Raw genomic sequence first — 26,099 nt, 5'->3', positions numbered from 1 at the left:
AGGCTCCGTTACAGGGGCCTTTCAAGCACAAACAGATACGCTTCCCGCGACCAGAACAGGGCGGTACGGCGGCGCTCCACCGACATGGTTTTTACCTCCCAGCCCTCGCGGGTATAGCTGCTGAGAAACTGGCTCATTTTGTCAGGGTCGGCTTTGGCTTCGCCAAAAAACAGGCTGCCCAGCAGGCCCTCTTTATAGATCACTACCCGACACTCTTTCTTCATCATCGACCATCCTGGCGACCGGTTTACTGTGGCCGTCTATTGTCCGTGGCTGCGAGGATTTTGCAATCGGAGAAGTAGCAAACTGTTTACGGTACTGCAGCGGGCTTAGCGCGAAGCGCAGGCGAAAATGGTGGCGCAGGGTGCCAGCGCTGGCAAATCCGCAGCGCTCAGCGATCTGGTCGATGCCCATCGTGCTCTCCGTCAGGTGCTGACGGGCGCGCAGCAGACGCTCCTCCAGCAGCCAGCGGGCGGGGGTTTTACCAGTGGCCTCTTCAAAGCGGCGCAAAAAGGTGCGCGTCCCCATGCCGGCGCGCTGCGCGAGGGAGGCGACGGTGTGGCTGGCGGCGAGATGCTGGTGCAGATAATCAAACAGCTGGCCAAGGCGCAGGCTCTCCCGGCTGCGGGCCACCGGACGCAGGACCTGCTGCGCCTGACCGCCATCGCGATGGGGAGAGACCACCAGGCGGCGAGCGACCACATTCGCTGCCTCGCTGCCGAAATCCTCGCGCACCAGATGCAGACAGAGATCGATCCCCGCCGCGCTGCCGGCGGACGTCATCAGCAAATCATCGCCTACGTAAAGGACATCCTCCACCACCTGGATCTGCGGAAAACGGGACTGCAGCGCCGCGGTGTAGCGCCAGTGGGTTGTCGCCTGGCGGCCATTGAGCAGCCCGGCGGCGGCGAGAACGAACACTCCGGAACAGATGGAGATTATTCGGCATCCGCGGGCGTGAGCGGCGGCCAGGGCGGCGCACAGCGCTTCGGGGACCGGGGCGTCGATGCCGCGCCAGCCCGGGACCACGATGGTCTGCGCCTGGGCGAGAAGCTCAGGGCCGCCGTCGGTCATCAGGCGGACCCCGCCGGTGGCTCTCAGAGGCCCTTCATCGACGGCGGCGACGGCGAACTGGTACCAGCGCTCGCCCATTTCCGGGCGCGGCAGGCCGAAGATCTCCACGGCCACGCCAAACTCAAACGTGCACAGGCCATCGTAGGCGAGGGCCACCACGTGGTGAGGTGACGGTGTCACCGAAGGGGTTGTCAGGATGTTAGCGTTTTCTGTCATGGTTGCCGGCAGATAAGGGTGATGGGCGTCAGTAAAGTAGTGTTATCACAGACAAGGAGAAGACGCCATGAGTGTAGTAAGCCAATTTACCCCCGCCACCTCCGCCGAGGCTATCCGCTGGTTCCGCCATAAGCTGCATCTCGAGACCGATTGCGCCGATGTGCACAGCGCCCAGCGTGCCGGCGAGGTCGACTTTGTCCTGCTGCACGTGGTCGGCAGCGAGGAGGCCTTCGCCAGGCGTCACCTGCCCGGCGCGCTGCATCTTCCGCACAGCCAGATCAGCGCCGATAGAATGGCGGCCTGGCCGGCGGAGACCCTGTTTGTGGTCTATTGCGCCGGGCCGCACTGCAACGGTGCCGACGTAGCCGCGCTGAAGCTGGCCGAACTGGGGCGGCCGGTGAAAATGATGCTCGGCGGGATCACCGGCTGGGAAGATGAGGGTTATGCGTTTGTCGCCGGTAAGTGAATATTTTTCATGTACCATGAAATATTCTCGTTTGCGGCCCGTCGACCTGCATGCCAGTATCTGGACATATAGCCATCCAGAAGTCTAAAAATTCAAATAATGAACTATCACGGTGGGCAACTAACGCGCCCACCGCTAAGGAGACAGCATGCAACGTCAACAGGCCCCGTTCCGCGCAGACATCGTCGGCAGTTTTTTGCGTCCGGACAGTATCAAACAGGCGCGTCAGCAGCTGGCGGAGGGGCTGATCGACGCCGGTCAGCTGCGCGAAATTGAGAATAACGCTATCCGTCATCTGGTCCAGCAGCAGTGCGACTGCGGCCTGCACGTGGTCACCGACGGCGAGTTTCGTCGCGCATGGTGGCATTTCGATTTCTTCGACGGCCTGCAGGGCGTTGAGCGTTACGATGCCGAGCAGGGGATCCAGTTCAACGGCGTGCAGACCAAAGCCCACGGCGTGCGCGTTACCGGCAAGCTGGCGTTCGGCGACCACCCGATGCTGGAGGATTTCCGCTATCTGAAAAGCATCAGCGGCGACGCGCAGCCGAAGATGACCATTCCCAGCCCGAGCGTGCTGCACTTCCGCGGCGGTCGGAAAGATATTGATGCCACCGTTTACCCGGATCTCAGCGACTACTTTGACGACCTGGCCACCACCTGGCGCGACGCGATCCGCGCCTTTTATGACGCCGGCTGTCGCTATCTGCAGCTGGACGATACCGTCTGGGCCTATCTGTGCTCCGATGCCCAGCGTCAGCAGGTGCGCGAGCGCGGCGACGATCCGGATGCGCTGGCGCGCATTTATGCCCGGGTGCTGAACCAGGCGCTGGAGGGCAAACCGGCCGATCTGACGGTGGGCCTCCACGTCTGCCGGGGTAATTTCCGCTCAACCTGGATCTCGGAGGGCGGTTATGAGCCGGTGGCCGAGGTGCTGTTTGGCGGCGTCAATGTCGATGCCTTCTTCCTCGAATATGACAACGACCGCTCCGGGGATTTCGCGCCGCTGCGCTTTATTCGTCCCGGCCATCAGCAGGTGGTCCTCGGGTTGATCACCACCAAAAACGGCGAGCTGGAGAACCCGCAGGGGGTCAAAGCGCGTCTCGCCGAGGCGGCGCAGTATGTTCCGCTTGAGCAGATCTGCCTGAGTCCGCAGTGCGGTTTCGCCTCCACGGAAGAGGGTAACGCCCTCAGCGAAGACCAGCAGTGGCAAAAAGTTCGTCTGGTGACCGCCATCGCCGCCGACGTCTGGTAATGCCTTTCTTAGCGCAGCGTTGCACCGTGATGAGGCAACGCTGCCATCTCCTTCGTCTCCGCCCTCCGCCTGCGCCGCATCCCGTTGTTCTCACAACCTGGCACCGTTTTTGCCTTATCACCTCTGGTTAGCTGTTAATTCTTTATTTTTGCGCTACTCAGGAGTGAATCATGCAACGAAGAACGTTATTAAAAGCTTTTGCACTCTCCGCCTCTGTAATGGCTATGGGTCTCTCATTCCAGGCCTATGCCGCCGACACCATTAAAGTCGGGATTATGCATTCGCTCTCCGGGACGATGGCGATTTCCGAAACGCCGCTGAAGGACGTCGCCCTGATGGCCATCGACGACATCAACGCCAAAGGCGGGGTGCTGGGCAAAAAGCTGGAGCCGGTAGTGGTCGACCCGGCCTCCAACTGGCCGCTGTTCGCCGAGAAGGCGCGCCAGCTGCTGGCCCAGGACAAGGTGGCGGTGGTGTTCGGCTGCTGGACCTCGGTCTCGCGTAAATCGGTGCTACCGGTGTTTGAGGAGCTGAACGGCCTGCTGTTCTACCCGGTACAGTACGAAGGGGAAGAGATGTCCCCCAACGTCTTCTATACCGGCGCGGCGCCTAACCAGCAGGCCATCCCGGCGGTGGAATACCTGCTGAGCGAGGACGGCGGCGGCGCCAAACGCTTCTTCCTGCTGGGAACCGACTACGTCTATCCGCGCACCACCAACAAGATCCTTCGCGCCTTCCTGCATGCCAAAGGGATCCAGGACAAAGATATCGAAGAAGTCTACACCCCGTTCGGCTATAGCGATTACCAGACCATCGTCGCCAATATCAAAAAATTCTCCGCCGGCGGCAAAACGGCGGTGGTCTCCACCATCAACGGCGATTCCAACGTGCCTTTCTACAAAGAGCTGGCTAACCAGGGTCTGAAAGCGACCGACGTGCCGGTGGTGGCCTTCTCGGTGGGGGAAGAGGAGCTGCGCGGCATCGATACCAAACCGCTGGTCGGCAACCTCGCGGCATGGAACTACTTTGAGTCGGTGGATAACCCGACCAATAAAGCCTTTGTCGCCGACTATCGCGCTTACGCCAAAGCGCACAAGCTGCCGAATGCCGATACGGTGGTGACCAACGACCCGATGGAGGCGACCTGGGTGGGTCTGCATATGTGGGCGCAGGCGGTGACCAAAGCCGGCACCACCGACGTGGACAAAGTGCGCGACGCCATGGCCGGGCAAACCTTTAAAGCGCCGTCCGGTTTTACCCTGACGATGGATGCCACCAACCACCATCTGCATAAGCCGGTGATGATCGGTGAAATCGAAGGCAACGGCCAGTTCAATGTGGTCTGGCAGACCGATGAGCCCGTCCGCGCGCAGCCGTGGAGCCCGTGGATCCCCGGTAATGATAAGAAACCTGACCATCCGGTGAAAACCGTCAGCCAGTAAGCGCCAGGGCCGACGGGGCGGGAGCGTCGCGCCCGTCGGCCGCTGACCAGAGGAGAACGACATGAACGCATTGCGTCTCATGAGTGTGTTGGCGCTGCTGCTGAGCTTGCTGCCATGGCGGGCGCAGGCTGCGGAGGCGGATGATTTCGTCGCCGCCAGCCGTAGCCAGCAGGCGCAGCTGTTGACCCAGTGGGCGGCAGCGCCGCAGGCGGATCGCCTGCCGTTGCTGCGGGCGTTAACCAGCGAGAGCCTGGTGATGGACGACGGAAAACATGCCTTCCGCGCCCGACAGGGCGGCTTACAACCGCTGGGCGCCGCCGCCGCGCCGCAGGGCGACACCCGGCCGGTCCGTCTGACCAACCGCCTGCGCAATCTGGCTGCCGGCGCGCTGGCCAGCCATCTTATTTTAAGTGACAACGTCACAGAGCGAGCGTCCGCGGCGCGCACCCTGCAGCGGGAAGCGACCCCGGCCATGGCCGCTCTGCTGCAGCAGCGGCTGAAGGCGGAGAGCGATGATAATGTGCGGGGCCTGCTGGAGGTGGCGCTGGCGCGCCTGCAGTTGACTCAGCCTGAGGCCAGCGCGCGGCTGTCCGCCGTGACGCTGCTCGGCCATTCTGCGGACCCGGAAACCCAGGCGCTGCTGATCCCCTTTACCGATGCCCAGAATGAGCCGGATGCGGCGGTGCGCGAGGCGGCCAGCGACAGCCTGCAAAAGATCAAACATCGTCTGCTGCTCGGCGATCTGCTGGGCCAGGCCTTTATGGGGCTGTCACTGGGCTCGGTGTTGCTGCTGGCCGCGCTGGGGCTGGCGATCACCTACGGCCTGCTGGGGGTGATTAACATGGCCCATGGCGAGATGCTGATGATCGGCGCCTACAGCTGCTGGCTGGTACAGCAGGTCCTGGCGCAACTCGCGCCGCAGTGGCTGGCCTTTTATCCGCTGGTCGCGCTGCCGGTGGCCTTCCTGGTCACCGCCGGGATCGGCATGGCGCTCGAGCGCACCATTATTCGTCATCTGTATGGTCGGCCGCTGGAGACGCTGCTCGCCACCTGGGGGATCAGCCTGATGCTTATTCAGCTGGTGCGGATGCTGTTCGGCGCGCAGAACGTGGAGGTGGCGAACCCCGCCTGGCTCTCCGGCGGCGTGCAGGTCCTGCCGAACCTGATCCTGCCGTGGAACCGGCTGGCGGTACTGGCGTTCGTCCTGCTGGTGCTGTGCTTCACCTGGCTCATCCTGAACCGCACCCGCCTCGGAATGAACGTCCGCGCCGTGACGCAGAACCGGGCGATGGCCGCCTGCTGCGGCGTGCCTACCGGGCGGGTGGATATGCTGGCCTTTGGTCTCGGATCCGGTATTGCCGGGCTGGGCGGCGTGGCGCTGTCGCAGCTTGGCAACGTCGGCCCGGAGCTGGGTCAGGGCTATATCATCGACTCGTTCCTGGTGGTGGTCCTGGGCGGCGTCGGCCAGCTGGCCGGCAGCGTGGCGGCAGCCTTTGGGCTGGGCATTTTCAACAAAATTCTTGAACCTCAGATGGGCGCGGTGCTTGGCAAGATCCTGATCCTGGTGATGATTATTCTGTTTATTCAGAAACGCCCGCAGGGCCTGTTCGCGTTGAAAGGGAGGGTGATTGACTGATGAGCCAACCCATTACCTTAACGCTGGCGCAGCGCGCGCCGCGGCCTCTGCGCTGGCTGGGGATCCTGTTAGTGCTGGGGCTGCTGAGCATGCCATTCCTGGCGCTGCTGCCGGCCTCCCATCCGCTGGCGGTGCCGAGCTGGCTGCTGACCCTGAGCGGTAAAATCCTCTGCTACGCCATCGTGGCGGTGGCGCTGGATCTGGTCTGGGGCTACGCGGGTATGCTATCCCTTGGCCACGGGATTTTCTTTGCCCTCGGCGGGTACGCCATGGGCATGTACCTGATGCGCCAGGCGGCGGGGGACGGTCTGCCGGCGTTCATGTCTTTTCTCTCCTGGAACGAGCTGCCCTGGTTCTGGTGGGGCACGCAGCATTTCGCCTGGGCGATGGCGCTGGTGGTGCTGGTTCCCGGCCTGCTGGCGCTGGTTTTCGGCTGGTTCGCCTTCCGCTCGAAGATCAAAGGGGTCTATTTCTCGATCATGACCCAGGCCTTGACCTATGCCGGTATGCTGCTGTTCTTTCGCAACGAGACCGGGTTTGGCGGTAACAACGGCTTCACCGGATTTACCACGCTGCTGGGCTTTCCGGTCACCGCCACCGGCACCCGGGCGGCGCTGTTTATGGCCACGGTCCTGCTGCTGTTGCTGACCCTGTGGCTGGGCTCGGCGCTGGCGCAGAGTAAGTTTGGCCGCATCCTCACCGCGGTGCGGGATGCCGAGAACCGCCTGATGTTCTGCGGGTACGACCCGCGCGGCTTCAAGCTGCTGGTGTGGACGCTGTCGGCGGTGCTCTGCGGCCTGGCGGGGGCGTTATACGTCCCGCAGGTGGGGATCATCAACCCCAGCGAAATGTCGCCGACCAACTCCATCGAGGCCGCCATCTGGGTGGCGCTCGGCGGGCGCGGCACCCTGATCGGCCCGGTGCTTGGCGCCGGACTGGTCAATGGCGCGAAAAGCATTTTCACCGTGGCGATGCCGGAGTACTGGCAGCTGTTTCTCGGCCTCATGTTCATCATCGTGACCCTGTTTCTACCCCGCGGGGTGATGGGTCTGCTGCGTCGAGGAGACCGCTAATGCAACCGGATGAAGGACTGTTTACCCGCCAGCTGCCCGGAGATCGCTTCCGTGCGCAAACCGACCCGGTACTGCAGCTGGAGAACATTAACGTCAGCTTTGACGGTTTCCGGGCGCTGACGGATCTGTCGCTGGCGATAGGCGTCGGCGAGCTGCGCTGCGTGATCGGCCCCAACGGCGCGGGCAAGACCACCCTGATGGACGTGATCACCGGCAAAACCCGGCCGCAGAGCGGCAAAGCGATCTATGACCAGTCGGTGGATCTGACCACTCTCGACCCGGTGGCCATCGCCCGCCAGGGTATCGGGCGCAAGTTTCAAAAGCCGACGGTCTTCGAAGCGCTGACGGTGGCGGAAAATCTCGCCCTGGCGATGAAGGGGGATAAATCGGTGTGGGCCAGCCTGCGCGCCCGGCTGAGCAGCGAACAAGACGATCGGCTGAATGAGGTGCTGCGCCTGCTGCGCCTCGACGGCGAACGCTACCGCCAGGCGGGTCTGCTGTCCCATGGCCAGAAACAGTTTCTTGAGATCGGCATGCTGCTGGTGCAGGAGCCGCATCTGCTGCTGCTTGATGAGCCAGCGGCCGGCATGACCGATGCGGAAACCGAATATACCGCGGAGCTGTTTCGCACGCTGGCCGGACAGCACTCCCTGATGGTGGTGGAGCACGACATGGGGTTTGTCGAGACCATCGCCGACCGGGTGACGGTCCTGCATCAGGGCCAGGTGCTGGCGGAGGGGTCGCTGCGGGAGGTGCAGACCAATGAGCAGGTCATTGAAGTTTATCTGGGACGTTAAGGAGCGCCAATGTTACAGGTGAGTCAGTTACATCAGTACTACGGCGGGAGCCACATCTTGCGCGGGGTGGATTTTACCGCCCGTCAGGGCGAGGTCACCTGCCTGCTGGGGCGCAACGGCGTCGGTAAGACCACCCTGCTGAAATGTCTGATGGGGCTTATTCCGGCGCGCAGCGGCGAGGTGCGCTGGCAGGATCAGAACATCACCCACCGTAAACCGCACCAGCGGGTGCAGGCCGGGGTGGCCTACGTCCCCCAGGGACGCGAGATTTTTCCTCGCCTGACGGTGGAAGAAAATCTGCTGATGGGGCTGTCGCGCTTTCCCGCCCGCGAGGCGCAGCAGGTGCCGGAGGAGATTTACCAGCTTTTCCCGGTGCTCAAAACCATGAGGCAGCGGCGGGGCGGTGACTTATCCGGCGGTCAGCAGCAGCAGCTGGCGATCGGCCGCGCGCTGGCCAGCCGTCCGCAGCTGCTGATCCTCGATGAGCCCACCGAGGGGATCCAGCCCTCGGTCATCAAAGAGATTGGCGAGGTGATCCGTCAACTGGCGAGCCGCGGGGATATGGCCATTCTGCTGGTGGAGCAATTCTATGACTTTGCCGCCGGGCTGGCGGACCACTACCTGGTGATGTCGCGCGGCGCCATCGTCCAGCAGGGAAAGGGCGGAGATATGGAAACCGACGGCGTGCGCGCCCTGGTGACTATCTGATCGGGCCGGCGGCGCGCGCCGCCGGTTTCCATGCTATTTACGCAGCAGCCGCTGCAGGCGCGCCTGGCGCCAGTTTTTGATCCATTCGCCAAAGACGAACAGACGTAATCCTCTCACCACCAGCAGAGCGCCCCAGATCAGGGCGACCCAGCCGGACCAGTAGTACTGCGGGTTCGTGTACCGGTTGAGCACCGCCAGCAGCACGCAGACCACCAGCGCCACCGACAGCGAACGAAAAAAGCGACTCTCCTGCTGCACCCGCGCTTTCGCTTCCTCTATACGCAGATCCAGCGAAGCTTGCGGACCCGGCGCGCCCTCCCGCGAGGCTTCGCCGCCGATCTCGGCCACCGTCACCTCAAAGACCGCGGCGAGGGCGCTGAGGGTCTCCAGCCCCGGGCGTTCGCCATTCTCAATGCGCTGGATCGTGCGGACGCTGAGCCCCGCCATTTCGGCCAGCTGTTCCTGGGACCAGGCGCGCTGCAGCCGTAATTGTTTGACCTGATTGATGCTGTTCATATTCATATGCTCCATGACGTTCTGCGGATGTAAACCTGTGATGGAGTATGGAAAAGCGGGCCGCCAGCCACCACGACAGCGACCCGACAACGGCCCGACAGTAACCTGACAGCCGCATGTCAGCTGGCGTCAGGCCCTGGCCAGCGGAGAATCCGGCTGCCAGGGACGGGCATTGATCCCCCGGAAAATCATCAGCCAGGCGGCGACAATAGCCACGATAAGAATGACAAACAGCGACCAGTGCGGCAGATGGGTGAGGATCAACCCGGTGAACATCGGGTTGAAGGCCGCCCCCAGCCATCCCAGCGACTGAGCGGAGAAGTAGCTGGCCTTCATTCCCGGCGGGGCGATATGGTCAATCAACATATACTCGCCGGGGGCATAAATCACCTCGCCAAGGGTGAAGATCGCCGCCGAGATCCCCCACGCCCACAGGCTGGCGCCGGAGAACATAAAGCCCACGAGGCCGATCACAAAGCAGACGGTACCGAAGGTCATCAGCGGGCGGATATTTCTCGCGCTCAGCCGCCGGCCAACGGCGTACTGCAGGGCGACGACCACCGCGGCGTTAACCGGCAGCACCACGGCCACGACTTTCTCGGCGAAGTCGCTGCTGGCGACCACCAGCACGTACTGCGAGATACAGGAGGCGAAGGCGCCGCCGACGAAGGAGGCCAGCAGCCCGGAACAGGTAAACCACAGCAGCGCGCGGTCGCGCAGCAGCACCGAAGGCGTCCAGGCGGCAGCTCCCGGCTGGGCGGCGGCGGCCCCATCCCGCTGGAGAAACAGCTGAATAAACACCAGCGGGAAGGCGGCGCAGGCCGCCGCCAGCCAGAAGGGCAGATTAATGCTGTGCATCACCAGCAGCGTGCCGATAGGCGGCCCGACGGTCCAGCCGATGTTGAGGATGGTGTAGTTCAGCGAGAAGATGCGCGCTTTTTTCTCCGCCGTCAGCCGGTCGGCGAACCAGGCTTTCAGTACGGTGGAAAAGACCGAATAGGCGCAGTTGATCAGCGCAAAGAAGATCACCACCAGGGTCGCGTTATGGACCAGCGGTATCGCGCTGAAACCGAGGATAAATACCAGCACTGACCACACCATATAGCGCTTTTTGTCGAACTTGTCCGCGAGGATGCCAAAGCCCATGCTGAACAGCACGCCGACCACCAGGGCCAGCGACAGGGCGTAGCCGATCACATCCACCTCCAGCTGATAGCGTCGGGTGAGGTAGATGGTCATAAACGGCAGTGTGGCCCCGCGGCCGATAGTCAACAGTAACGACGATGCCAGCAGCGCGATGGTGGAGCGCCGGAGTGTGGTGATCATGATTTCCTTGCCTGTCATGTTGTTATAATTTTATGTCTTCGATCACAAATAACACGGTCATCACGCCTTGTACAGGTCGCCCCGGTCGCGATCGGCACTTCTGAACCTGCCAAAAATAATGATCTATCCTGGCGGCCGCTTTTTCGCTACTTTGATTTTGTTCACAAAAATTCTAATAACGACAGAGGCAGGGGTATGACGAGGAAAGATGGACTGCTGGCGCTGCTGGTAGTGGTGGTGTGGGGGCTTAACTTCGTGGTGATTAAGCTGGGATTGCACAATATGCCGCCGCTGATGCTGGCGGGCCTGCGCTTTATGCTGGTGGCCTTCCCGGCGCTGCTGTTTGTCGCCCGGCCAGCGATTCCGCTGCGCCTGCTGTTGGGCTATGGCCTGACCATTAGCTTTGGCCAGTTTGCCTTTCTGTTCTGCGCTATCGGCCTGGGCATGCCGGCGGGGCTGGCGTCGCTGGTTCTGCAGGCGCAAGCCTTCTTTACCATCATCCTCGGCGCCTTCGTCTTTGGCGAACGCCTGCAGGGCAAGCAGCTGGCGGGGATCGCTCTGGCGATCTTCGGCGTGCTGGTGCTGGTGGAGGGGAGCCTCGGAGGGGAACATGTCCCGCTGGTGGGCTTTATGCTGACCCTGGCGGCGGCGCTCAGCTGGGCCTGCGGCAATATTTTTAACAAAAAAATCATGTCCCAGGCGACCCGGCCGCCGATCATGTCGCTGGTGGTGTGGAGCGCATTGATCCCGGTGCTGCCGTTTATGGTCGCCTCGTGGCTGATCGATGGCCCGCAGTTGATGCTGGCGAGTCTGCGCCAGATCGATGTGCTGACGGTTCTCTCGCTGCTTTACCTGGCGTTTATCGCCACTATCGTCGGCTACGGTATCTGGGGCTCGCTGCTGGGGCGGTATGAAACCTGGCGGGTGGCGCCGCTGTCGCTGCTGGTGCCGGTGGTGGGGATGGCCAGCGCCGCGCTGCTGCTGGGAGAGACGCTGAGCGGGCTGCAGCTCGCCGGGGCGGCGCTGATCATGGCCGGGCTCTATATCAACGTTTTCGGTCTGCGTCTGGTGCGGCCGGGCATGGCGCGCGGGTAAAAAAAAGCCCCGGAGACGGGGCTATACACAAGTATGCGTGTAATGGCATCACAGGTCGTGCTGCTGGTAGTACGGCACGCCAAGTTCGTCAGATTTATCATTGCCGGCCGCCATATGATTGAAATCAAACGGCGAGTCGTTATGTTCCGAAGGGATAATCATTGTGTCACGCTGGTTTTGCCGCACCGGCGTGGTGGTTTGCTCCGCATAGCTGAAGCTGGATGCCAGCGACATAACGACGATGGCTGCGGCAGCGAATAGTTTCATGATTTCCTCAATACGTCTTTAATAATGCAGGCGATTAACAACAGTTATTTAGCGGATGCAGATAGCGGGATTCGCCAGGTACATTCGTTATGCGATATTTGTGGGGCGGAACATCGAAATAGTTTTTAAACGTTCGCGTCAGGGTCTGCTGCGATTCGAAACCGTAGCGTTCCGCCAGGTACAGGATTGGCTCATTGCTCTGCTTGAGCTTTTGCGCAATCTCCGTCAGCTTACGGCTGCGGATGTACTGGCCGAGGGAATGGCCGGTCTCTTTCTTAAACATACGTTGCAGGTGCCACTTGGAGTAACCTGAGCGCTCAGACACTTTTTCCAGCGACAGGGGCGATTCCAGGTTATCCTCGATCCACGACAAAATACTATGGATAGTGATGGCGTCATTATTACGTCTGGACATCATCTTACCTCTTCTTATTTTTACGGCAGGACCTTCTTGAGGAGTTGCTCAAGCATGGCGACTTCGTCCGCCGACAGATTTTTTGTTAACTCCTGGTGTAACTTCTGACCCACAACCTGATGACACTGCTCGCAAAGGGCTGCGCCGTCTGGCGTCAACTGCACCAGCACGCCGCGCTTGTCAGCGGGGTTGGGTAACCGTTCAATCCAGCCTTTACACGCCAGGCGGTCGAGCATACGCGTCATCGCGCCCGGGTCGACGGAAAGCACGGTTTTCAGCTCAACGGGGGTAATACATACCTCGCAACGAATGGAACAGAGCACCCGGAACTGGGTCGCGGTAATATCCATGGGTGAGAGGTAGTCGTTGAGCAGGCGATCTTTTTTCTGGTTAACCATCTGGATCAAGCGGCCCAGCGGGATCATCTCGTTGAACAGGTCGCTGGTACTTTTCATGATGGTTGCCCAGGCAATGATTTAGTTGCGAGTGATACTATTGCCCAGGCAATCATAAGTCAACATTATGAATTGGCCGATGCCACGATTTGCTAAAACAAGAAAATTCGACACGGGTCACTGTTTGTGAATTTTCTAACGCTTGTTAATTTTTGGCGAAGGTGATTTATCAGCAGGCTGGCGTTGGAATTGTTGAAGCCGGTATACTCACGGCGTGAAACCATCCTTAAAAAATGAATATTTACGGGACTTTTTTAACTATGTTTGATTTGTTTAAAGCGATAGGGCTCGGCCTGGCGGTGCTGTTACCGCTGGCGAACCCGCTGACTACCGTGGCGCTGTTCCTTGGCCTGGCGGGCAATATGAACAACGCCGAGCGGAACAAACAGGCGTTGATGGCTTCGGTGTATGTCTTCGCCATCCTGATGGTGTCGTGGTATGCCGGCCAGGTGGTGATGAATACATTCGGCATATCAATACCTGGGCTGCGTATCGCCGGGGGGTTGATTGTGGCCTTTATCGGTTTCCGCATGCTGTTCCCCCAGCAAAAAGCCCACGATTCGATGGAAGCGAAGATCAAATCGGAAGAGCTACAGGATGAGCCAACCGCCAATATCGCCTTTGTGCCGCTGGCGATGCCAAGCACCGCCGGTCCGGGCACCATCGCGATGATCATCAGTTCCGCCTCAACCGTGAAGCACGGCGTGGACTTCCCGGAGTGGGTGGTGCTGGCGGCGCCGCCGATTATCTTTGCCCTGTTGGCGATCATTCTCTGGGGTTGCCTGCGCAGTTCGGGGGCGATTATGCGTCTGGTAGGCAAAGGCGGCATTGAGGCCATTTCGCGGCTGATGGGCTTCCTGCTGGTCTGCATGGGCGTGCAGTTCATTATTAACGGCGTGCTGGAGATCATTTCGACCTGGCATCCCTGACCGCGGTGATGCGCAGAGAGACAAAAGCCCGCCGGAGCGATACCGACGGGCTTTTTTTTGCGGCTCAATCAAGAGTGGTGCGGCTGGTGCTCTTCCAGCGATACCGGCCAGCGACGGAAGATCAGCAGGGCCCAGATCAGGCCTGCCAGCGCCGGGATGGCGCCGATGTAGCCGATGGAGGCCATAGAGAGGTGCAGACTCACCTGGCTGCCCACCAGCGCGCCGGCGCCAATGCCGATGTTAAAGATGCCCGAGAACAGCGACATGGCGACGTCGGTGGCGTCCGGGGCGGAGGCCAGCACTTTCACCTGCATGCCGAGACCGATAATCATGATCGCCACCCCCCAGAAGATGCTGAGCAGCATCAGGTGGTGCGGGTTATGCGAGGCCGGCAAAAGCAGCAGCAGACAGGCCAGCAGCAGGCCGATGGCGAGGCTTATCAGCCCCGAAGCGTGCTGGTTACCGAGCTTGCCGAACAGAATGCTGCCGATAATCCCGGCCCCGCCGAGGATCAGCAGCAGTACGGTGGCAAAATTGCCGCTCAGACCCGCCACCGTCTGGACGAAGGGTTCGATATAGCTGTAGGCGGTATAATGGGCGGTCACCACCACCACGGTCAGAATGTACACGCTGACCAGCGCCGGGCGACGGAACAGCACCGGCAGGCTTTTCAGCGAGCCTGAGTGTTCGCTCGGCAGCGTCGGCAGTAGTTTCACCAGGCAGGCCAGAGTGGCTAAGGCGCCAAGGCCGATCGCCAGGAAGGTCATTCGCCAGCCAAAATACTGGCCGATGATGCGGCCGATCGGAATGCCAAACACCATCGCCAGCGCGGTACCGGTGGCGATCAGGCTCAGCGCCTGCGCCCGTTTGCCCGGGGGCGCCATGCGGATGGCCAGCGCCGACGTTATCGACCAGAACACCGCATGGGCGAAGGCGATGCCGATGCGGCTGATGACCAGCACGTCAAAATTCCATGCAAAGAACGACAGCACATGGCTGGCGATAAACAGAATAAACAGGCCGATGAGCAACCGCCGACGCTCCACTTTGCTGGTCAGCAGCATAAACGGCAGCGACATTAACGCCACCACCCATGCGTAGATGGTCAGCATCATGCCCACCTGGGCGGTTTCCATGCCGAAGCTGTCGGCAATATCCGACAGCAGACCGACCGGGGCAAATTCTGTGGTGTTAAAAATAAACGCGGCGATGGCCAACGTCACGACACGTAGCCACGCTACCTTGCGTGAGACCGTATTCGTAGTCATAAGCTCTGGACTGGTGATTCAGGGGAAGATGTGACGCTGATCTTAAAACGTTTGCTGGCGAAAAGACAATCATTTTGTGATCTGCATCTCATTTCACTGCAAACACCCAGGTGCGGTTAAGCAATTAATTTTGCTATGGATAGTGTCAGGGGGGCGCTTTTATGTCATGTTGAAGGAAAGTAAAAAAAATAAGGACAGTGTATGCAGGAAATACAATTTTATCTGGTCGATGCCTTCAGCGATAAAAACTTCGGCGGCAATGCCGCGGCCGTTTGCCCCCTCAGCGAGTGGTTAGCCGACGATGTGCTGCTGAAAATGGCCCAACAGCATAACCAGTCCGAAACGGCGTTCTTCGTCCGCACCGACGAAGGCTATGAGCTGCGCTGGTTTACCACCCTTGGCGAGATCAACCTCTGCGGCCACGCCACCCTGGCGACGGCGCACGTTATTTTTGAATATCTCGACCATCCCTCGGCGACGATTACCTTTAGCACCCGTTTTGTCGGCGACCTGCGGGTGACCCGCAGCGGCGACTGGCTGACGCTCGACTTCCCGGCGTGGACGACCACCCCGGTGGCCAATCCGCCGGCGGACCTGCTGGCCGGGCTGGGCCTCGAGGCGGCCGTCGAGGTACGGGAAGGGCGCGATTATCTGGTGCTGCTGGCGGATCGCCGGCAGGTTGAAGCGGTGCAACCGGACATGGCGCGCCTGCAGACGCTCGGCAAAATGATCTGCGTGAGCGCGCCGGATGAGGAATATGACTTTGTCAGCCGCTTCTTCTGCCCGGGAGAAGGGGTGCCGGAGGATCCGGTGACCGGCTCCGCCCACAGCATGCTGATCCCCTGGTGGGGCGACAAGCTGGGGAAAACCACCATGATGGCGCGCCAGGTCTCCGCCCGCGGCGGGGATCTGCGCTGCCAGTGGCAGGGCGACCGGGTGCTGATCGGCGGCCAGGCCACTACCTATCTGCGCGGAACGGTTTACCTGCGAGGTTAACAATGTGTTTACGCCCGGTGGCGTCCTCTACCGGGCGGATTGGACTTAATGTTGTTCTGCGGCATTAAGGACGGATGATTTTCCACCTTTGTCATTGATAGGTTCTATTTTACCCATCAGGAACAGGTAGTTGATTATCCCGATCACGACAAGAATGGCCGAGAAAATCAGAGCCCAGTTGAATGAGCCTGTCGCAGCAACGATCGCACCCGTAATGATAGGACCGACTGCGCCTCCCATATTCGAAACTGTATTTTGCAGCCCAGCGACAATTGAGACGCTATTTTTGGGTGCAACATCACCCGGTAAGGCCCAAACCTGTGATGCGGCGACCGTCGTGCCTGATTTGGCGACACACAAGAGAAAGACGGTCATAAACACGGAGTCGGTAAATGGTGCAAAGCCGATACAAAGTGCCATGAGCAAGCCGATAGTCAAAAACAGTTTACGGGTCGCTGTGAGAGACAGTACTTTCTTATGTACCAGACGATCCGAGGCCCAGCCAGCAAAAACTTCGATCACCATCCCGCATAATAAAGGCAGAGCGGCTACCATTCCCATTTTAATAAAATCCATACCTTTTTCTTTTACCAGGTAAGTAGGAAGCCAGGTAATGAAAAAATAGGAGGTGTAATTGATGGTAAAAAAGCCGATACACATTGCCCAAATGTTACGATAACGCAAGAGCTTATACCATTTCATGGGCAATACAGTTTTGTCGCCGTGATGTTGTTTTTGTCCATCGCGAATAATACGCACTTCTGAAGGACTGATGCGTTTGTGTTCTTCTGGATTTTCAGCATAGATAAAATACCAAGCGATAACCCATAAAATGCCCACACTGCCGATAATCAAAAAGGTCAGTCGCCAGTCAAATGTGTAGATCATCCAGACGATAAGCGGCATGGCAATCGCCCCGCCAAATTTTGACGCACTATCGAAGAGTCCGGATACGGTGGCACGTTCTTTATCCGGAAACCAGCGTGCGGCGATCCCAGCGTTGCTGGGGTAGGCGGCGGCCTCGCCAACACCTAAAGCCAGACGCAGTGCCAGAAGTGATTTAAAACCCGTAGCAACCCCCATCATCGAGGTGGCAATTGACCACCAGGCGACAGCTAAACCAAGACCTTTTTTCTGACCAAAACGATCGGCGAACCATCCGGCGGGGATCTGTAATAACGAGTATGACCAAAAAAAAGCAGCCATGATAAACCCCATCATTTCGGGGTCGAGTTTCAGTTCATCAATTAAATGTGGGGCTGCGGCAGATAATACTGTCCGGTCGATATAGTTGATGGCAATAGCCAACCACATTAACCCGGCTATCCACCAGCGAATACGAGTAGTGTTAGCTGTCGTGTTCATATATTCGGCTCTGAGTAGATGTTCGTTATATTGGTGGGAATGGCAAGCTTCCCACCTCGTTATTTACAGCGAATTCATAATGTTTTCAGGTCGTTCACCGTGACAGACGCAAGTAATAATATTGTTGACACAGCGCGCGCTAATATCGCTAATTGCGCCATCCGTATATCCAGCAATATGAGATGTTGGCGCAAAATTCGCTAGGGTAAATAAAGGGTGCGTAGCGCAAGGTTCCTCGAGAAAAACGTCAGCTGCGGCTCCGGCGAGGTGTCCTGATTTCAATGTTTCATACAACGCTTGTTCATCAACAATACCGCCTCTGGAAACATTGATCAGGAATGCCCCTGATTTCATCTGCTGTAGCCGGGCGGCATTAAACATATTTTCAGTTTCCGGGGTTAAAGGGGTATGCAGGCTAATAAAATCACTTTGTGCCGTCAGGGTATCCAGTGAGACATATTCAATCTGGTGTTCTTGTGCAAATTCTCTGTCTGGCCAGGCGTCCGTGGCGAGCACTCGCATATTGAATCCGCGCGCACGTCGCGCCACTTCCTTACCGATATGGCCTAAACCGACGATCCCCAGGGTCTTGCCATAAACATCAGTGGCAAAAATACGAGGCCAGTTGCCTGCTTTCGTTTCACTGATTGCCTGAGAAATCTGGCGGGCAGTATTGAGAATTAAGCCAAAAGCAAAATCGGCCACCGCATGTTTGTTGGCATCAGGAACGTTAGTGACAAAAATTTTGCGCTGACGTGTAGCGTTAAGATCGATGTTATCCACACCAACACCGTGTTTGCAGACAATTTTTAGCCTCGGGGCCTTTGCCAGCAGCGATTCATTGATGTCGGTGAAGGCGACAATCATCGCTATGGCATCAGGTAGATGCTGAGCCAGCAACTCTATAGAGGCATCGGCAGGCAACATGACCAGTTCCAGATCGGCCTCTTTCAGTGCCGAAATGGGCGCGTCGTCGTATTTGGCGAATGAGGGCGAGGTGCAAATTACTTTCATAACCGTTTCCTGTTTACTGGCGACAATGAGCGTCGCAAATACAAGACCTTGCCCCAACCAGTGATGGTCGGGGCGGATACGTAAATTAGTGAAGGTAGGTGTTAATGATATTTTTAATCTGCTGCAGCTGCTGGTCACTAAACTGCACCGCGTAGCGGCTGTCGCCCACCTCATGGCCCATCAGCTGCAGCGCTTTTTTCACCGCCGCGGGTGAGAACGCTACCTTGTACAGGTCGGTGCGCAGGCCCGTTACCCGCTCCTGCGCCTGGCGCGATCCGGCGATATCTCCAGCATGGAACAGCGACCAGATAGCGTTGATCTCGGCAGGCGCGACGTTGGCAAGCCCCGAGATGCAGGCTGAGCAGCCGTCGACAAACCCCTGATGGATAAGCGAGTCCGGGCCGTTGAGAACGTCGAAACCGTCAATGTCGCGTACCGCGTCAAGAAAGCCTTTCAGACTGTCGTAGCTGCCGGCGCTATCCTTGATGCCAATGATATTGTCGTGCTGCGCCAGCTTACGCGCTGTCTCCGGCGCAAGGGTGTTACCGGTGCGGGCGGGAATGTTGTAAAGAAAGAGCGGGACGCTCAGCGCGTCGGCGATCGCCGTATAGTGGTTTATCAGCTCTTCCTGCTTCAGGGGCACGAACCACGGGGTGATGGCCGATACCGCGTCAACCCCGAGGCGGGCGATCTGCTGGCCAAGCCGGCGGGTCTCCCGGGTGGAAACCTCCCCGATGTGGGCTACCACCGGCGCGCGACCGGCGGCCGCCTCCACGCACGTTCTGGCGACGGCGATCTTCTCTTCCTCATTGAGGACAAAAAACTCGCCGTTGGTGCCGCCGCAGAATATGCCGTTGCCCGCGGCGATCTGGCGCTGCACCTGCTGCTGCAGCGCTGGCAGGTTAAGGGCTCCCTCGGTGGTAAAGGGGGTAACGATGGCGGTGAGTACGCCGCTAATGGCTCTCCTCATTTGATTTTCTCCTGTTAGGCATGTTCCGGAAACAGCGTCTGGTAGATAGCCGCGATCTCTTCACGGCTGACGCTGCAGGGGGCGTTATTCATCAGGCGTTTAACGTTCTGCGCCGCCGCGCTGAGGGCGGGGATGCTGTCTGCGGGAACGCCGAGCGCGGCGAGGTTATCGGGCAGCGGTAAGCGTTTGACCAGCGCCGCCAGCCATGCCACCAGCGCATGGGATTTCTCTTCCTCGCTGAGGGTGAGGTCCGCGTCGGGGATCAGATCCCAGACCTGAGCGAACTTCGCCACCGCGTGGGGGCGGACGACCCGCATGCAGGGCGCCAGCAGAATGGCGTTGGCCACCCCGTGCGGCAGGTGCCAGGTGCCGCCGAGCGGATAGGAGAGCGCATGCACCAGATGGGTGCCGGCATGGTTGATCGCCGCGCCGCCGTACCACGAGGCCCAGAGCATCTCCAGCTTCGCCGTCAGATCCTGCGGCTGATCCACCGAGCGTTCGATATGACGCACCAGCTTGTGTAAACCGATTAACGCCGCGTTATCGCTTACCGGGTTGGCCACGGTGGAGGTGAAACACTCCAGCAGATGGCACAGAGCATCGATCCCGGTCGAGGCTGCGATGCTGGCCGGCATGCTGGTGGTCAGCTCCGGCAGCAGGGCGACGTAGTCCGGGAGCAGCACCGGGGAGATGATCCCCACTTTGGTCTGCTGCTCGGGGATCGCCAGAATAGCGTTCGGCGTTGCTTCGGAGCCGGTCCCGGCGGTGGCAGGGATCAGCAGGGAGCATAGCCGTCGTTGCGGCTGTTCACCCGCCAGCAGGGCCGTCAGAGTGGGGGCTTGCGGATGCAGCAGCACCGACAGCAGTTTCGCCACGTCCAGCACGCTCCCGCCGCCAATGCCGACGACCATCTGCGGTTGAGAAGCGCCCAGCTGGCTGACGATCTCCGCCACATCCTGATGACTGGGCTCGGCAGGCACACTGTTAATGACCTCAACCTGGCGCCCGTCAGCCGCCAGCAGGCGATGGATCGCCCGGGTCGCCTCCAGCGCCCCGACGTTCTTGTCGGTCACCAGCAGGATACGGGTTTTATCTGCCAGCAGCGGGAGCAGGGCCGATGAGGCGCCAGCCCCGCTGATGATCGTGCTGTGTATCGTCGCCACGCGTTTCTCCTTGGTAGTGGTTGATTGAATTCAATCATTCACGAGTCGTTCTACTCGTCTGGTGGGGAAAAGTTATAATTTATACGGCGGTTTAATAACTTGAGCTTGCTCACATTTAATCAAATATGATTGAATATAATCAATTTCAGGTTTGCAACGTTTACAACGACCACAAGGCAGGACAATGAAAGACGGCAATAACAGCGTGCTGGTGCTGGCAGATGACTTTACCGGAGCCAATGACGCCGGGGTCAGCCTGGCGGAGGCGGGTATGTCGGTAGAAGTGGCATTCTCCGCCGGGCAGGCGTCATCCGCCCGGGCGTTAATACTCAACAGCGACAGCCGGGCGATGACCGCCGGCGCGGCCGCCGACAAGGTCACCGCTCTGCTGCGCGGCGCGGCGCGATTCGCCCCGCGCTGGCAGATAAAGAAGATCGACTCCACGCTGCGCGGCAACCCCGGCGCCGAACTGGAAGCGATGATGACGGCGCAGGGCTGCCGGGTGGCGGTTGTGGCGCCGGCTTACCCGGCGGCCGGGCGGCATACCCGGGACGGACGCTGCTATGTACACGGGATACCCCTCGATCACACCGAATTTGCCAGCGATCCGAAGACGCCGGTTAGTCGGGCGGATATTGCCGGCATTCTCGCCATGCAGAGCCGGCTGCCGAGCCGGTCGCTGAGCGCCGACCAGCTTCCGGGAGCGTTAGCGACGGCGGGCGATGCGAGGCAGGTACTGATTATCGACGCCTGGGAAGAGCGTCATCTGGATCAGGTCATTGACGCCGTCGCTCCTCATGCGCAGGAGACCCTGCTGGTCGGCTCGGCAGGCCTTTGCGAGGCGCTGGCGCGCCGCCTGCGCCGCAGCGAGCAGGGGCCGCTGCTGGCGGTGGTCGGCTCGATGAGCGAGATGGCGCAGCGCCAGGTCGCTGCGCTGCAGGCTCATTCCCGAGTGAGAAAGATCGAAATGGATGTCGAACAGGCCTTTAGCGGATCGCCGAAGGAGGAAGCCTCGCGGATCGCAGAGGTGCTGCGTGAGGGGGATCACTGCGTGGTGACCACCCGCCCGAATAACGCCGTCCGGCACGGGATTGAAGCCCAGTGCCGCGAACGCGGTCTCAGCCGTGCGGCCTACGGGGAGCACATCTGCGCCTGGCTTGCCGACGTTACGGCACAGGCGGTGGCGCTGTGTCCCCCTGGCGCGCTGTACCTCTCCGGTGGCGATGTGGCCATCGCCGTGGCTCAGGCGCTCGGCGCCACCGGTTTTCAAATCCGCGGCCGGGTCGCGGAGTGCGTCCCATACGGATACTTCCTCGGCGGCCGCTGGTCGCGGCCGGTGATGACTAAAGCCGGAGGATTCGGCACCGACACCACGCTATTACATGTTGTGAATTTTATTGAGGAGAAACTGAGTGTCTAACATCATTGCAGTCACAATGGGCGACCCGGCAGGGATTGGTCCGGAGATTATTATCAAATCCCTCGCCGAAGGGGCGCTGAGCGGCGCGCCGGTGGTGGTGGTGGGCTGCGCGCAGACGCTGCGGCGTATCCTGGCGTTGAACATCACCCCGCGGGCGGAACTGCGCATCATTGACCATCCCGCCGAGGCAAGCTTTGCCCCGGCGACGATTAACGTCATCGATGAGCCGCTCAGCGACCCGCAGGGGCTGCGTCCTGGCGAAGTGCAGGCCCAGGCCGGGGATCTGGCGTTTCGCTGCATTAAGCGGGCGACCCGCCTCGCGCTGGAGGGCGCCGTCGCGGCCATCGCCACCGCGCCGTTGAATAAAGAGGCGCTGCATCTGGCGGGGCATGCTTTTCCCGGCCATACGGAACTGCTGGCCCACCTGACGCAAACCACCGATTACGCCATGGTGCTGTATACCGAAAAGCTTAAGGTTATCCATATCACCACCCATATCGCCCTGCGCCAGTTCCTTGACACCCTCAACCAACCGCGGATCGAGACAGTGATCGGCGTGGCGGATCGCTTTCTGCGCCGGGTCGGCTATCAGCGTCCGCGCATTGCGGTCGCCGGCGTGAACCCGCACGCCGGGGAGAACGGCCTGTTTGGCGATGAAGAGATCCGCATCGTCGCCCCCGCGGTTGCCGCCATGCGGGAGCAGGGAGTGGAGGTAACCGGCCCCTGTCCGCCGGACACGGTGTTTATGCAGTGTCATGAGGGGATGTACGACATGGTCGTGGCGATGTATCACGACCAGGGGCATATTCCGCTGAAGCTGCTGGGATTCTATGATGGGGTCAATATCACCGCCGGGCTGCCGTTTATCCGCACCTCTGCGGATCATGGCACCGCGTTTGATATTGCCTGGACAGGTAAAGCGAAGTCTGAGAGCATGGCAACCTCCATTGAGCTCGCCATGCACATCGCGCAGGAATAACATGAAGGGATATAACCGGTTAGAGCAGATTATGGACTTCCTGAAAAGCCATAATCTGGTGACTGTCGACCAGCTGGTGGCGGCGACCAACGCCTCGCCAGCCACCATTCGTCGCGACCTGATCAAACTCGATCAGGAAGGGGTGATCAGCCGCACGCATGGCGGGGTGACGTTGAACCGGTTTATTCCTGCCCAGCCGACGACGCTGGAGAAAGCCCAGCGCAGCCCGCTGGAAAAGCAGGCGATCGCCAGCGCGGCGGCAGCGCTGGTGAAAGCCGGCGACGCCATTGTGCTTGATGCCGGCACCACCATGATTGAACTGGCGCGGCAGATCACCCATCTGCCGCTGCGGGTGATCACCAGCGATTTACATATCGCCCTGTTTTTGTCGGAATTTAAGCAGATTGAAGTGACGATTATCGGCGGGCGCATCGATGACAGCAGCCAGTCGTGCATCGGCGATCACGGCCGCCGCCTGCTGCAGACCATCTGGCCCGATCTCGCCTTCGTCAGCTGCAACGGCTGGGACCTTGAGAAAGGGATCACCGCCCCGACGGAGGAGAAGGCCGCCCTGAAACGCGATCTGATGGCCAATGCCCGCCGGCGCATTCTGCTGGCGGACAGCTCCAAATACGGCGCCTGGTCACTCTTCAACATTGCCCCGCTGGAGTCGTTGACCGATATCGTCACCGACGGCCACCTGCCGGAAGCGACCCGCGAGGCGCTGGTGACCCTTTCCCCTCAGCTGATCATTGCCGACTGATCCAGACGCCGCCGTCTGCCGTCAGGGCAGACGCGCGATATTGGCTTTGATCACCGCAACCGACTGGCTGAACTTCGTCTGTTCTTCGCCGGCCAGCCGCAGTTCGATAATCTGCTCCACGCCCCCCTGGGCCAGCACCGCCGGCACCCCAGCCGCCGCGCCGCTGACCCCGTACTCACCGTCAAGAATGCAGGAGACCGCCAGCGCGCGGTGGCTGCCGGTAAAAATATTGCGGCAGATCTCGGCGATGGTGCCTGCCACGCCATATTCCGTACAGCCTTTGCCGGCGTAGATCTCAAACCCCAGCTTGCGCACTTTGTCGGCCATCGCCTCCCGGTCGAGCGGCCGGCCGGTGCGTTGCTGATAGAGGTCGGCGATCGGCGTGCCATATACCGAGGAGTGCGACCATACCGGAAACTGGGTATCGCCGTGCTCGCCGAGGATAAAAGCGTCGATGCTCTGGGCGCCAATGTTCAGCTCCTGCGCCAGCAGACGACGCAGGCGGGTGGTATCCAGCCAGACGCCGGTGCCCAGCACCTGGCTGCGCGGCAGGCCGGAGAGCTGCCATACCTGCCAGGTGATGATGTCACACGGGTTGGTGGCCACGAGGAAGATGCCGTTAAACCCGTTGGCCATCATGGTCGGCACGATGCTCTTGACGATTTTCGCGGTAGTGGTCAGTTCATCGAGACGGCTCTGGCCGGGGCGCAGCGCGCCGCCGGAGACGGTGATCACCGCGATGTCGACATCGGCGCAGTCGCTGGCCTCGCGGGTGGAGATGGTCATCATCCCCGGCAGATAGGCCGCGGCATCGCTGAGGTCCTGAGCGTGGGCCTCGGCGCGCGGCTGGTTAAGGTCGACGAGGATCAGCTCCTCGCAAATGCTCTGGTTGAGCAGGGCGTAGGCCGCTGACGCGCCGACGTTACCGGCGCCAATAATCATCACTTTACGGGTTTTGGTGCGCATATTCAGGTCTCAAAAACGGACGGCAGGGGATAAAGTTACTGCGTTTCAGTTAGTTAGCGCAAGTGGCGGGCGGCAATATAAGTTAATGCTATGGCGGAAACCGTTCCGGGGCGCGCTACAGTGGCGTAAAAAAAGGAGCTCACCTATGTATACCATCACCGACATCGCCCCCACCGACGCCGAATTTACCGCCCTGATTGCCGCCCTCGACGCCTGGCAGGAGACACTCTACCCGGCGGAGAGCAACCATCTGCTGGACCTCGGCCAGCTGCCGCCGGAGACAGTGATCGCCATGGCGATCCGCAGTCCGCAGGGCGAAGCCGTTGGCTGCGGGGCTATCGTCCTCAGCGATGAAGGTTTTGGCGAGATGAAGCGGGTCTATATTGATCCGCAGCATCGTGGGCAACAGCTGGGAGAAAAGCTGCTGGCGGCCCTGGAGGCGAAAGCGCGCCAGCGCGACTGCCATACTCTGCGCCTGGAGACCGGCATCCATCAGCATGCGGCCATCACCCTCTATACGCGCAACGGCTATCAGACCCGCTGCGCGTTTGCTCCCTACCAGCCCGATCCGCTCAGCGTCTTTATGGAGAAACCGCTGTTTGCCGATCTTCGTTCAGCAGCGCTATAAACGCTTCCAGCTGGCGGGTTTTGGCGCCCCGGCGCCACACCAGCCAGGTGGTGAGCCAGCGCCACTCTTCCGCCAGCGGCCAGGCGGAAACCTGCTGATGGCCCGGCATACTCTCCAGCATACTGCGCGGGATCAGCGCCAGCCCGGCGCCGGCGATCACGCAGGCCAGCATCCCGTGATAAGACTCCATCTCATGGATCCGGCCCGGAGTGGCTCTGTCGGCATGGAACCAGCTCTCAAAATGCCGGCGGTAGGAACAGTTGGCGCGAAAAGCGTAGACATTAGCCCCGTTCACTTCGCTGGCGCGGGCGATGGCCGCGTGGCCGTAGGGGGCGACGATCATCATCTCTTCAGGGAACACCGGCAGCCCCTCCAGGCCCGGGTGCACCAGCGGTCCGTCAACGAACGCGGCGCTCAGGGCTCCCTCCAGCACGCCGTCGATCATCGTCCCGGAGGGGCCGGTGGAGAGGGCGAGATGAATTTTCGGGTAGCGCTGATTAAAGTGGGCCAGGGTGGTGGGGATCCGCACCGCCGCGGTGCTCTCCAGCGAACCGAGAGAGAACAGTCCCTGGGGTTCGTCGCCCGCCACTACCATTCGCGCCTCGTCCACCAGGGCGAGGATCTGCTGGCTGTAGCGTAAGAAGCTGTGGCCCGCGGGCGAGAGGCGCAGCCGCTGGTTCTCGCGGATAAACAGCTCAACGCCAAGATCCGCCTCCAGCTGGCGGATGCGGGTGGTGAGGTTGGACGGCACGCGATGCACTTTCTGCGCTGCCTGGGTAATGCTGCCGGTGCTGGCGACGGCGTTAAACATCTCTAGCTGAGTCAGGTCCATACTATTCTTCTTTTGTGAATGCGTTGCTTAATATTATTCATTTTCAATGAATGGAAAGGTAAGCCAGA

General features: G+C 60.3%; 28 protein-coding genes. 14 read left to right on the top strand and 14 right to left on the bottom strand.

The annotated features are described in order from the left end of the window. Window positions 1-8: 8 nt before the first annotated feature. Together ACLH1U_RS04805 and ftrA are read right to left on the bottom strand one after the other, a co-directional pair. Window positions 9-224 carry a DUF4177 domain-containing protein gene (locus tag ACLH1U_RS04805; RefSeq protein ID WP_004205985.1) on the bottom strand — a complete coding sequence of 72 codons (216 nt, stop codon included), beginning with the start codon at window positions 222-224 and terminating at the stop codon, window positions 9-11. After that, on the bottom strand, window positions 193-1,290 hold the full coding sequence (gene ftrA, locus ACLH1U_RS04800; RefSeq protein WP_136071250.1) for a transcriptional regulator FtrA: 1,098 nt from the start codon (window positions 1,288-1,290) through the stop codon (window positions 193-195). Before ftrA ends, ACLH1U_RS04805 begins: the two co-directional genes overlap by 32 nt. Before the next feature lie 67 nt (window positions 1,291-1,357). Between ftrA and ACLH1U_RS04795 the strand changes: the two genes are divergently transcribed. The 7 genes from ACLH1U_RS04795 (at window position 1,358) to urtE (ending at window position 8,664) form a co-directional block, all read left to right on the top strand. Further along, window positions 1,358-1,756 carry a rhodanese-like domain-containing protein gene (locus tag ACLH1U_RS04795; RefSeq protein ID WP_411299104.1) on the top strand — a complete coding sequence of 133 codons (399 nt, stop codon included), beginning with the start codon at window positions 1,358-1,360 and terminating at the stop codon, window positions 1,754-1,756. 148 nt (window positions 1,757-1,904) lie between these two features. After that, entirely contained in the window at window positions 1,905-3,008 is a 1,104-nt protein-coding gene (locus ACLH1U_RS04790) for a cobalamin-independent methionine synthase II family protein (protein WP_004205982.1), read from the top strand. A 170-nt stretch (window positions 3,009-3,178) separates the two neighbouring features. Then, the gene (gene urtA, locus ACLH1U_RS04785) at window positions 3,179-4,450 is read left to right on the top strand and encodes an urea ABC transporter substrate-binding protein (RefSeq protein WP_004205981.1); all 1,272 of its coding nucleotides are present in this window, start codon (window positions 3,179-3,181) and stop codon (window positions 4,448-4,450) included. 61 nt (window positions 4,451-4,511) lie between these two features. Beyond that, a complete protein-coding gene (gene urtB, locus ACLH1U_RS04780) occupies window positions 4,512-6,086 on the top strand; it encodes an urea ABC transporter permease subunit UrtB (RefSeq protein ID WP_411299103.1) in 1,575 nt (524 codons plus the stop codon). Then, entirely contained in the window at window positions 6,086-7,159 is a 1,074-nt protein-coding gene (gene urtC / locus ACLH1U_RS04775) for an urea ABC transporter permease subunit UrtC (RefSeq protein WP_044522890.1), read from the top strand. Before urtB ends, urtC begins: the two co-directional genes overlap by 1 nt. After that, window positions 7,159-7,956 (top strand): urea ABC transporter ATP-binding protein UrtD, encoded by a 798-nt coding sequence (urtD, locus tag ACLH1U_RS04770; RefSeq protein ID WP_411299101.1) that lies wholly within the window; start codon window positions 7,159-7,161, stop codon window positions 7,954-7,956. Before urtC ends, urtD begins: the two co-directional genes overlap by 1 nt. A 9-nt stretch (window positions 7,957-7,965) precedes the next feature. Then, entirely contained in the window at window positions 7,966-8,664 is a 699-nt protein-coding gene (gene urtE / locus ACLH1U_RS04765; protein WP_032452769.1) for an urea ABC transporter ATP-binding subunit UrtE, read from the top strand. 33 nt (window positions 8,665-8,697) lie between these two features. Here the strand turns inward: urtE and ACLH1U_RS04760 are convergent, their stop codons facing one another. Beyond that, on the bottom strand, window positions 8,698-9,180 hold the full coding sequence (locus ACLH1U_RS04760; RefSeq protein ID WP_023289618.1) for a helix-turn-helix domain-containing protein: 483 nt from the start codon (window positions 9,178-9,180) through the stop codon (window positions 8,698-8,700). A gap of 129 nt (window positions 9,181-9,309) precedes the next feature. Beyond that, a complete protein-coding gene (gene ydeE, locus ACLH1U_RS04755) occupies window positions 9,310-10,506 on the bottom strand; it encodes an efflux MFS transporter YdeE (protein WP_032452770.1) in 1,197 nt (398 codons plus the stop codon). A gap of 195 nt (window positions 10,507-10,701) precedes the next feature. On the opposite strand from ydeE, the gene eamA reads away from it, so the two are divergent. Next, window positions 10,702-11,601 carry an O-acetylserine/cysteine exporter gene (gene eamA / locus ACLH1U_RS04750; RefSeq protein WP_285202744.1) on the top strand — a complete coding sequence of 300 codons (900 nt, stop codon included), beginning with the start codon at window positions 10,702-10,704 and terminating at the stop codon, window positions 11,599-11,601. A 48-nt stretch (window positions 11,602-11,649) separates the two neighbouring features. Here eamA and marB read toward each other — a convergent pair whose 3' ends face one another. Genes marB through marR form a run of 3 tightly spaced genes read right to left on the bottom strand, consistent with a single transcriptional unit; the run spans window position 11,650 to window position 12,738 of the window. Then, window positions 11,650-11,868, bottom strand: a complete 219-nt coding sequence (gene marB / locus ACLH1U_RS04745; RefSeq protein WP_032452772.1) for a multiple antibiotic resistance protein MarB — start codon at window positions 11,866-11,868, stop codon at window positions 11,650-11,652. Between the two features lie 34 nt (window positions 11,869-11,902). Then, window positions 11,903-12,283 (bottom strand): MDR efflux pump AcrAB transcriptional activator MarA, encoded by a 381-nt coding sequence (gene marA, locus ACLH1U_RS04740; protein WP_004205971.1) that lies wholly within the window; start codon window positions 12,281-12,283, stop codon window positions 11,903-11,905. A gap of 20 nt (window positions 12,284-12,303) precedes the next feature. Beyond that, window positions 12,304-12,738, bottom strand: coding sequence for a multiple antibiotic resistance transcriptional regulator MarR (marR, locus tag ACLH1U_RS04735; protein ID WP_004143563.1), 435 nt, complete (start codon window positions 12,736-12,738; stop codon window positions 12,304-12,306). Window positions 12,739-12,998: 260 nt separating this feature from the next. On the opposite strand from marR, the gene ACLH1U_RS04730 reads away from it, so the two are divergent. Next, window positions 12,999-13,667 (top strand): MarC family NAAT transporter, encoded by a 669-nt coding sequence (locus tag ACLH1U_RS04730; RefSeq protein ID WP_004205969.1) that lies wholly within the window; start codon window positions 12,999-13,001, stop codon window positions 13,665-13,667. Between the two features lie 68 nt (window positions 13,668-13,735). Here ACLH1U_RS04730 and ACLH1U_RS04725 read toward each other — a convergent pair whose 3' ends face one another. Beyond that, the gene (locus ACLH1U_RS04725) at window positions 13,736-14,935 is read right to left on the bottom strand and encodes a sugar transporter (RefSeq protein ID WP_032452773.1); all 1,200 of its coding nucleotides are present in this window, start codon (window positions 14,933-14,935) and stop codon (window positions 13,736-13,738) included. 201 nt (window positions 14,936-15,136) lie between these two features. On the opposite strand from ACLH1U_RS04725, the gene ACLH1U_RS04720 reads away from it, so the two are divergent. Next, a complete protein-coding gene (locus tag ACLH1U_RS04720) occupies window positions 15,137-15,931 on the top strand; it encodes a PhzF family phenazine biosynthesis protein (RefSeq protein ID WP_085550840.1) in 795 nt (264 codons plus the stop codon). A gap of 45 nt (window positions 15,932-15,976) precedes the next feature. On the opposite strand, the gene ACLH1U_RS04715 is transcribed toward ACLH1U_RS04720, so the two are convergent. From ACLH1U_RS04715 to ACLH1U_RS04700, 4 genes are all read right to left on the bottom strand, one after another. Further along, window positions 15,977-17,296, bottom strand: coding sequence for an MFS transporter (locus ACLH1U_RS04715; protein WP_085550841.1), 1,320 nt, complete (start codon window positions 17,294-17,296; stop codon window positions 15,977-15,979). 63 nt (window positions 17,297-17,359) lie between these two features. Then, complete coding sequence (locus ACLH1U_RS04710) at window positions 17,360-18,310, bottom strand: phosphoglycerate dehydrogenase (protein ID WP_085550842.1); 951 nt, start codon at window positions 18,308-18,310, stop codon at window positions 17,360-17,362. A gap of 85 nt (window positions 18,311-18,395) precedes the next feature. After that, on the bottom strand, window positions 18,396-19,280 hold the full coding sequence (locus ACLH1U_RS04705) for a dihydrodipicolinate synthase family protein (RefSeq protein WP_121936079.1): 885 nt from the start codon (window positions 19,278-19,280) through the stop codon (window positions 18,396-18,398). 14 nt (window positions 19,281-19,294) lie between these two features. After that, a complete protein-coding gene (locus tag ACLH1U_RS04700) occupies window positions 19,295-20,443 on the bottom strand; it encodes an iron-containing alcohol dehydrogenase (RefSeq protein ID WP_049014016.1) in 1,149 nt (382 codons plus the stop codon). A gap of 184 nt (window positions 20,444-20,627) precedes the next feature. Here ACLH1U_RS04700 and dtnK point away from each other — a divergent pair, with 184 nt between their 5' ends. From dtnK to ACLH1U_RS04685, 3 genes are read left to right on the top strand one after another with little or no spacing between them, the layout of a single operon-like run. After that, entirely contained in the window at window positions 20,628-21,863 is a 1,236-nt protein-coding gene (gene dtnK / locus ACLH1U_RS04695) for a D-threonate kinase (RefSeq protein WP_411299100.1), read from the top strand. Then, a complete protein-coding gene (locus tag ACLH1U_RS04690) occupies window positions 21,856-22,842 on the top strand; it encodes a D-threonate 4-phosphate dehydrogenase (protein ID WP_032452794.1) in 987 nt (328 codons plus the stop codon). Before dtnK ends, ACLH1U_RS04690 begins: the two co-directional genes overlap by 8 nt. Before the next feature lies 1 nt (window position 22,843). After that, window positions 22,844-23,605 carry a DeoR/GlpR family DNA-binding transcription regulator gene (locus tag ACLH1U_RS04685; RefSeq protein WP_023289632.1) on the top strand — a complete coding sequence of 254 codons (762 nt, stop codon included), beginning with the start codon at window positions 22,844-22,846 and terminating at the stop codon, window positions 23,603-23,605. A 21-nt stretch (window positions 23,606-23,626) separates the two neighbouring features. On the opposite strand, the gene ACLH1U_RS04680 is transcribed toward ACLH1U_RS04685, so the two are convergent. Next, on the bottom strand, window positions 23,627-24,571 hold the full coding sequence (locus ACLH1U_RS04680) for an L-lactate dehydrogenase (protein WP_117132295.1): 945 nt from the start codon (window positions 24,569-24,571) through the stop codon (window positions 23,627-23,629). 145 nt (window positions 24,572-24,716) lie between these two features. Between ACLH1U_RS04680 and ACLH1U_RS04675 the strand changes: the two genes are divergently transcribed. Beyond that, on the top strand, window positions 24,717-25,199 hold the full coding sequence (locus ACLH1U_RS04675) for a GNAT family N-acetyltransferase (RefSeq protein WP_032452796.1): 483 nt from the start codon (window positions 24,717-24,719) through the stop codon (window positions 25,197-25,199). Here the strand turns inward: ACLH1U_RS04675 and ptrR are convergent. Beyond that, window positions 25,153-26,031, bottom strand: coding sequence for a putrescine utilization regulator PtrR (gene ptrR / locus ACLH1U_RS04670; RefSeq protein WP_065806110.1), 879 nt, complete (start codon window positions 26,029-26,031; stop codon window positions 25,153-25,155). The genes ACLH1U_RS04675 and ptrR overlap by 47 nt on opposite strands. Window positions 26,032-26,099: the final 68 nt, after the last annotated feature.

Origin of the sequence: Klebsiella sp. 1SOBk5mer, from assembly GCF_046603115.1 — a bacterium.
GTDB lineage: Bacteria > Pseudomonadota > Gammaproteobacteria > Enterobacterales > Enterobacteriaceae > Klebsiella > Klebsiella quasipneumoniae.
Note: the sequence above shows the minus strand (reverse complement) of the source record. Positions and strands in the feature narration are given on the sequence as shown.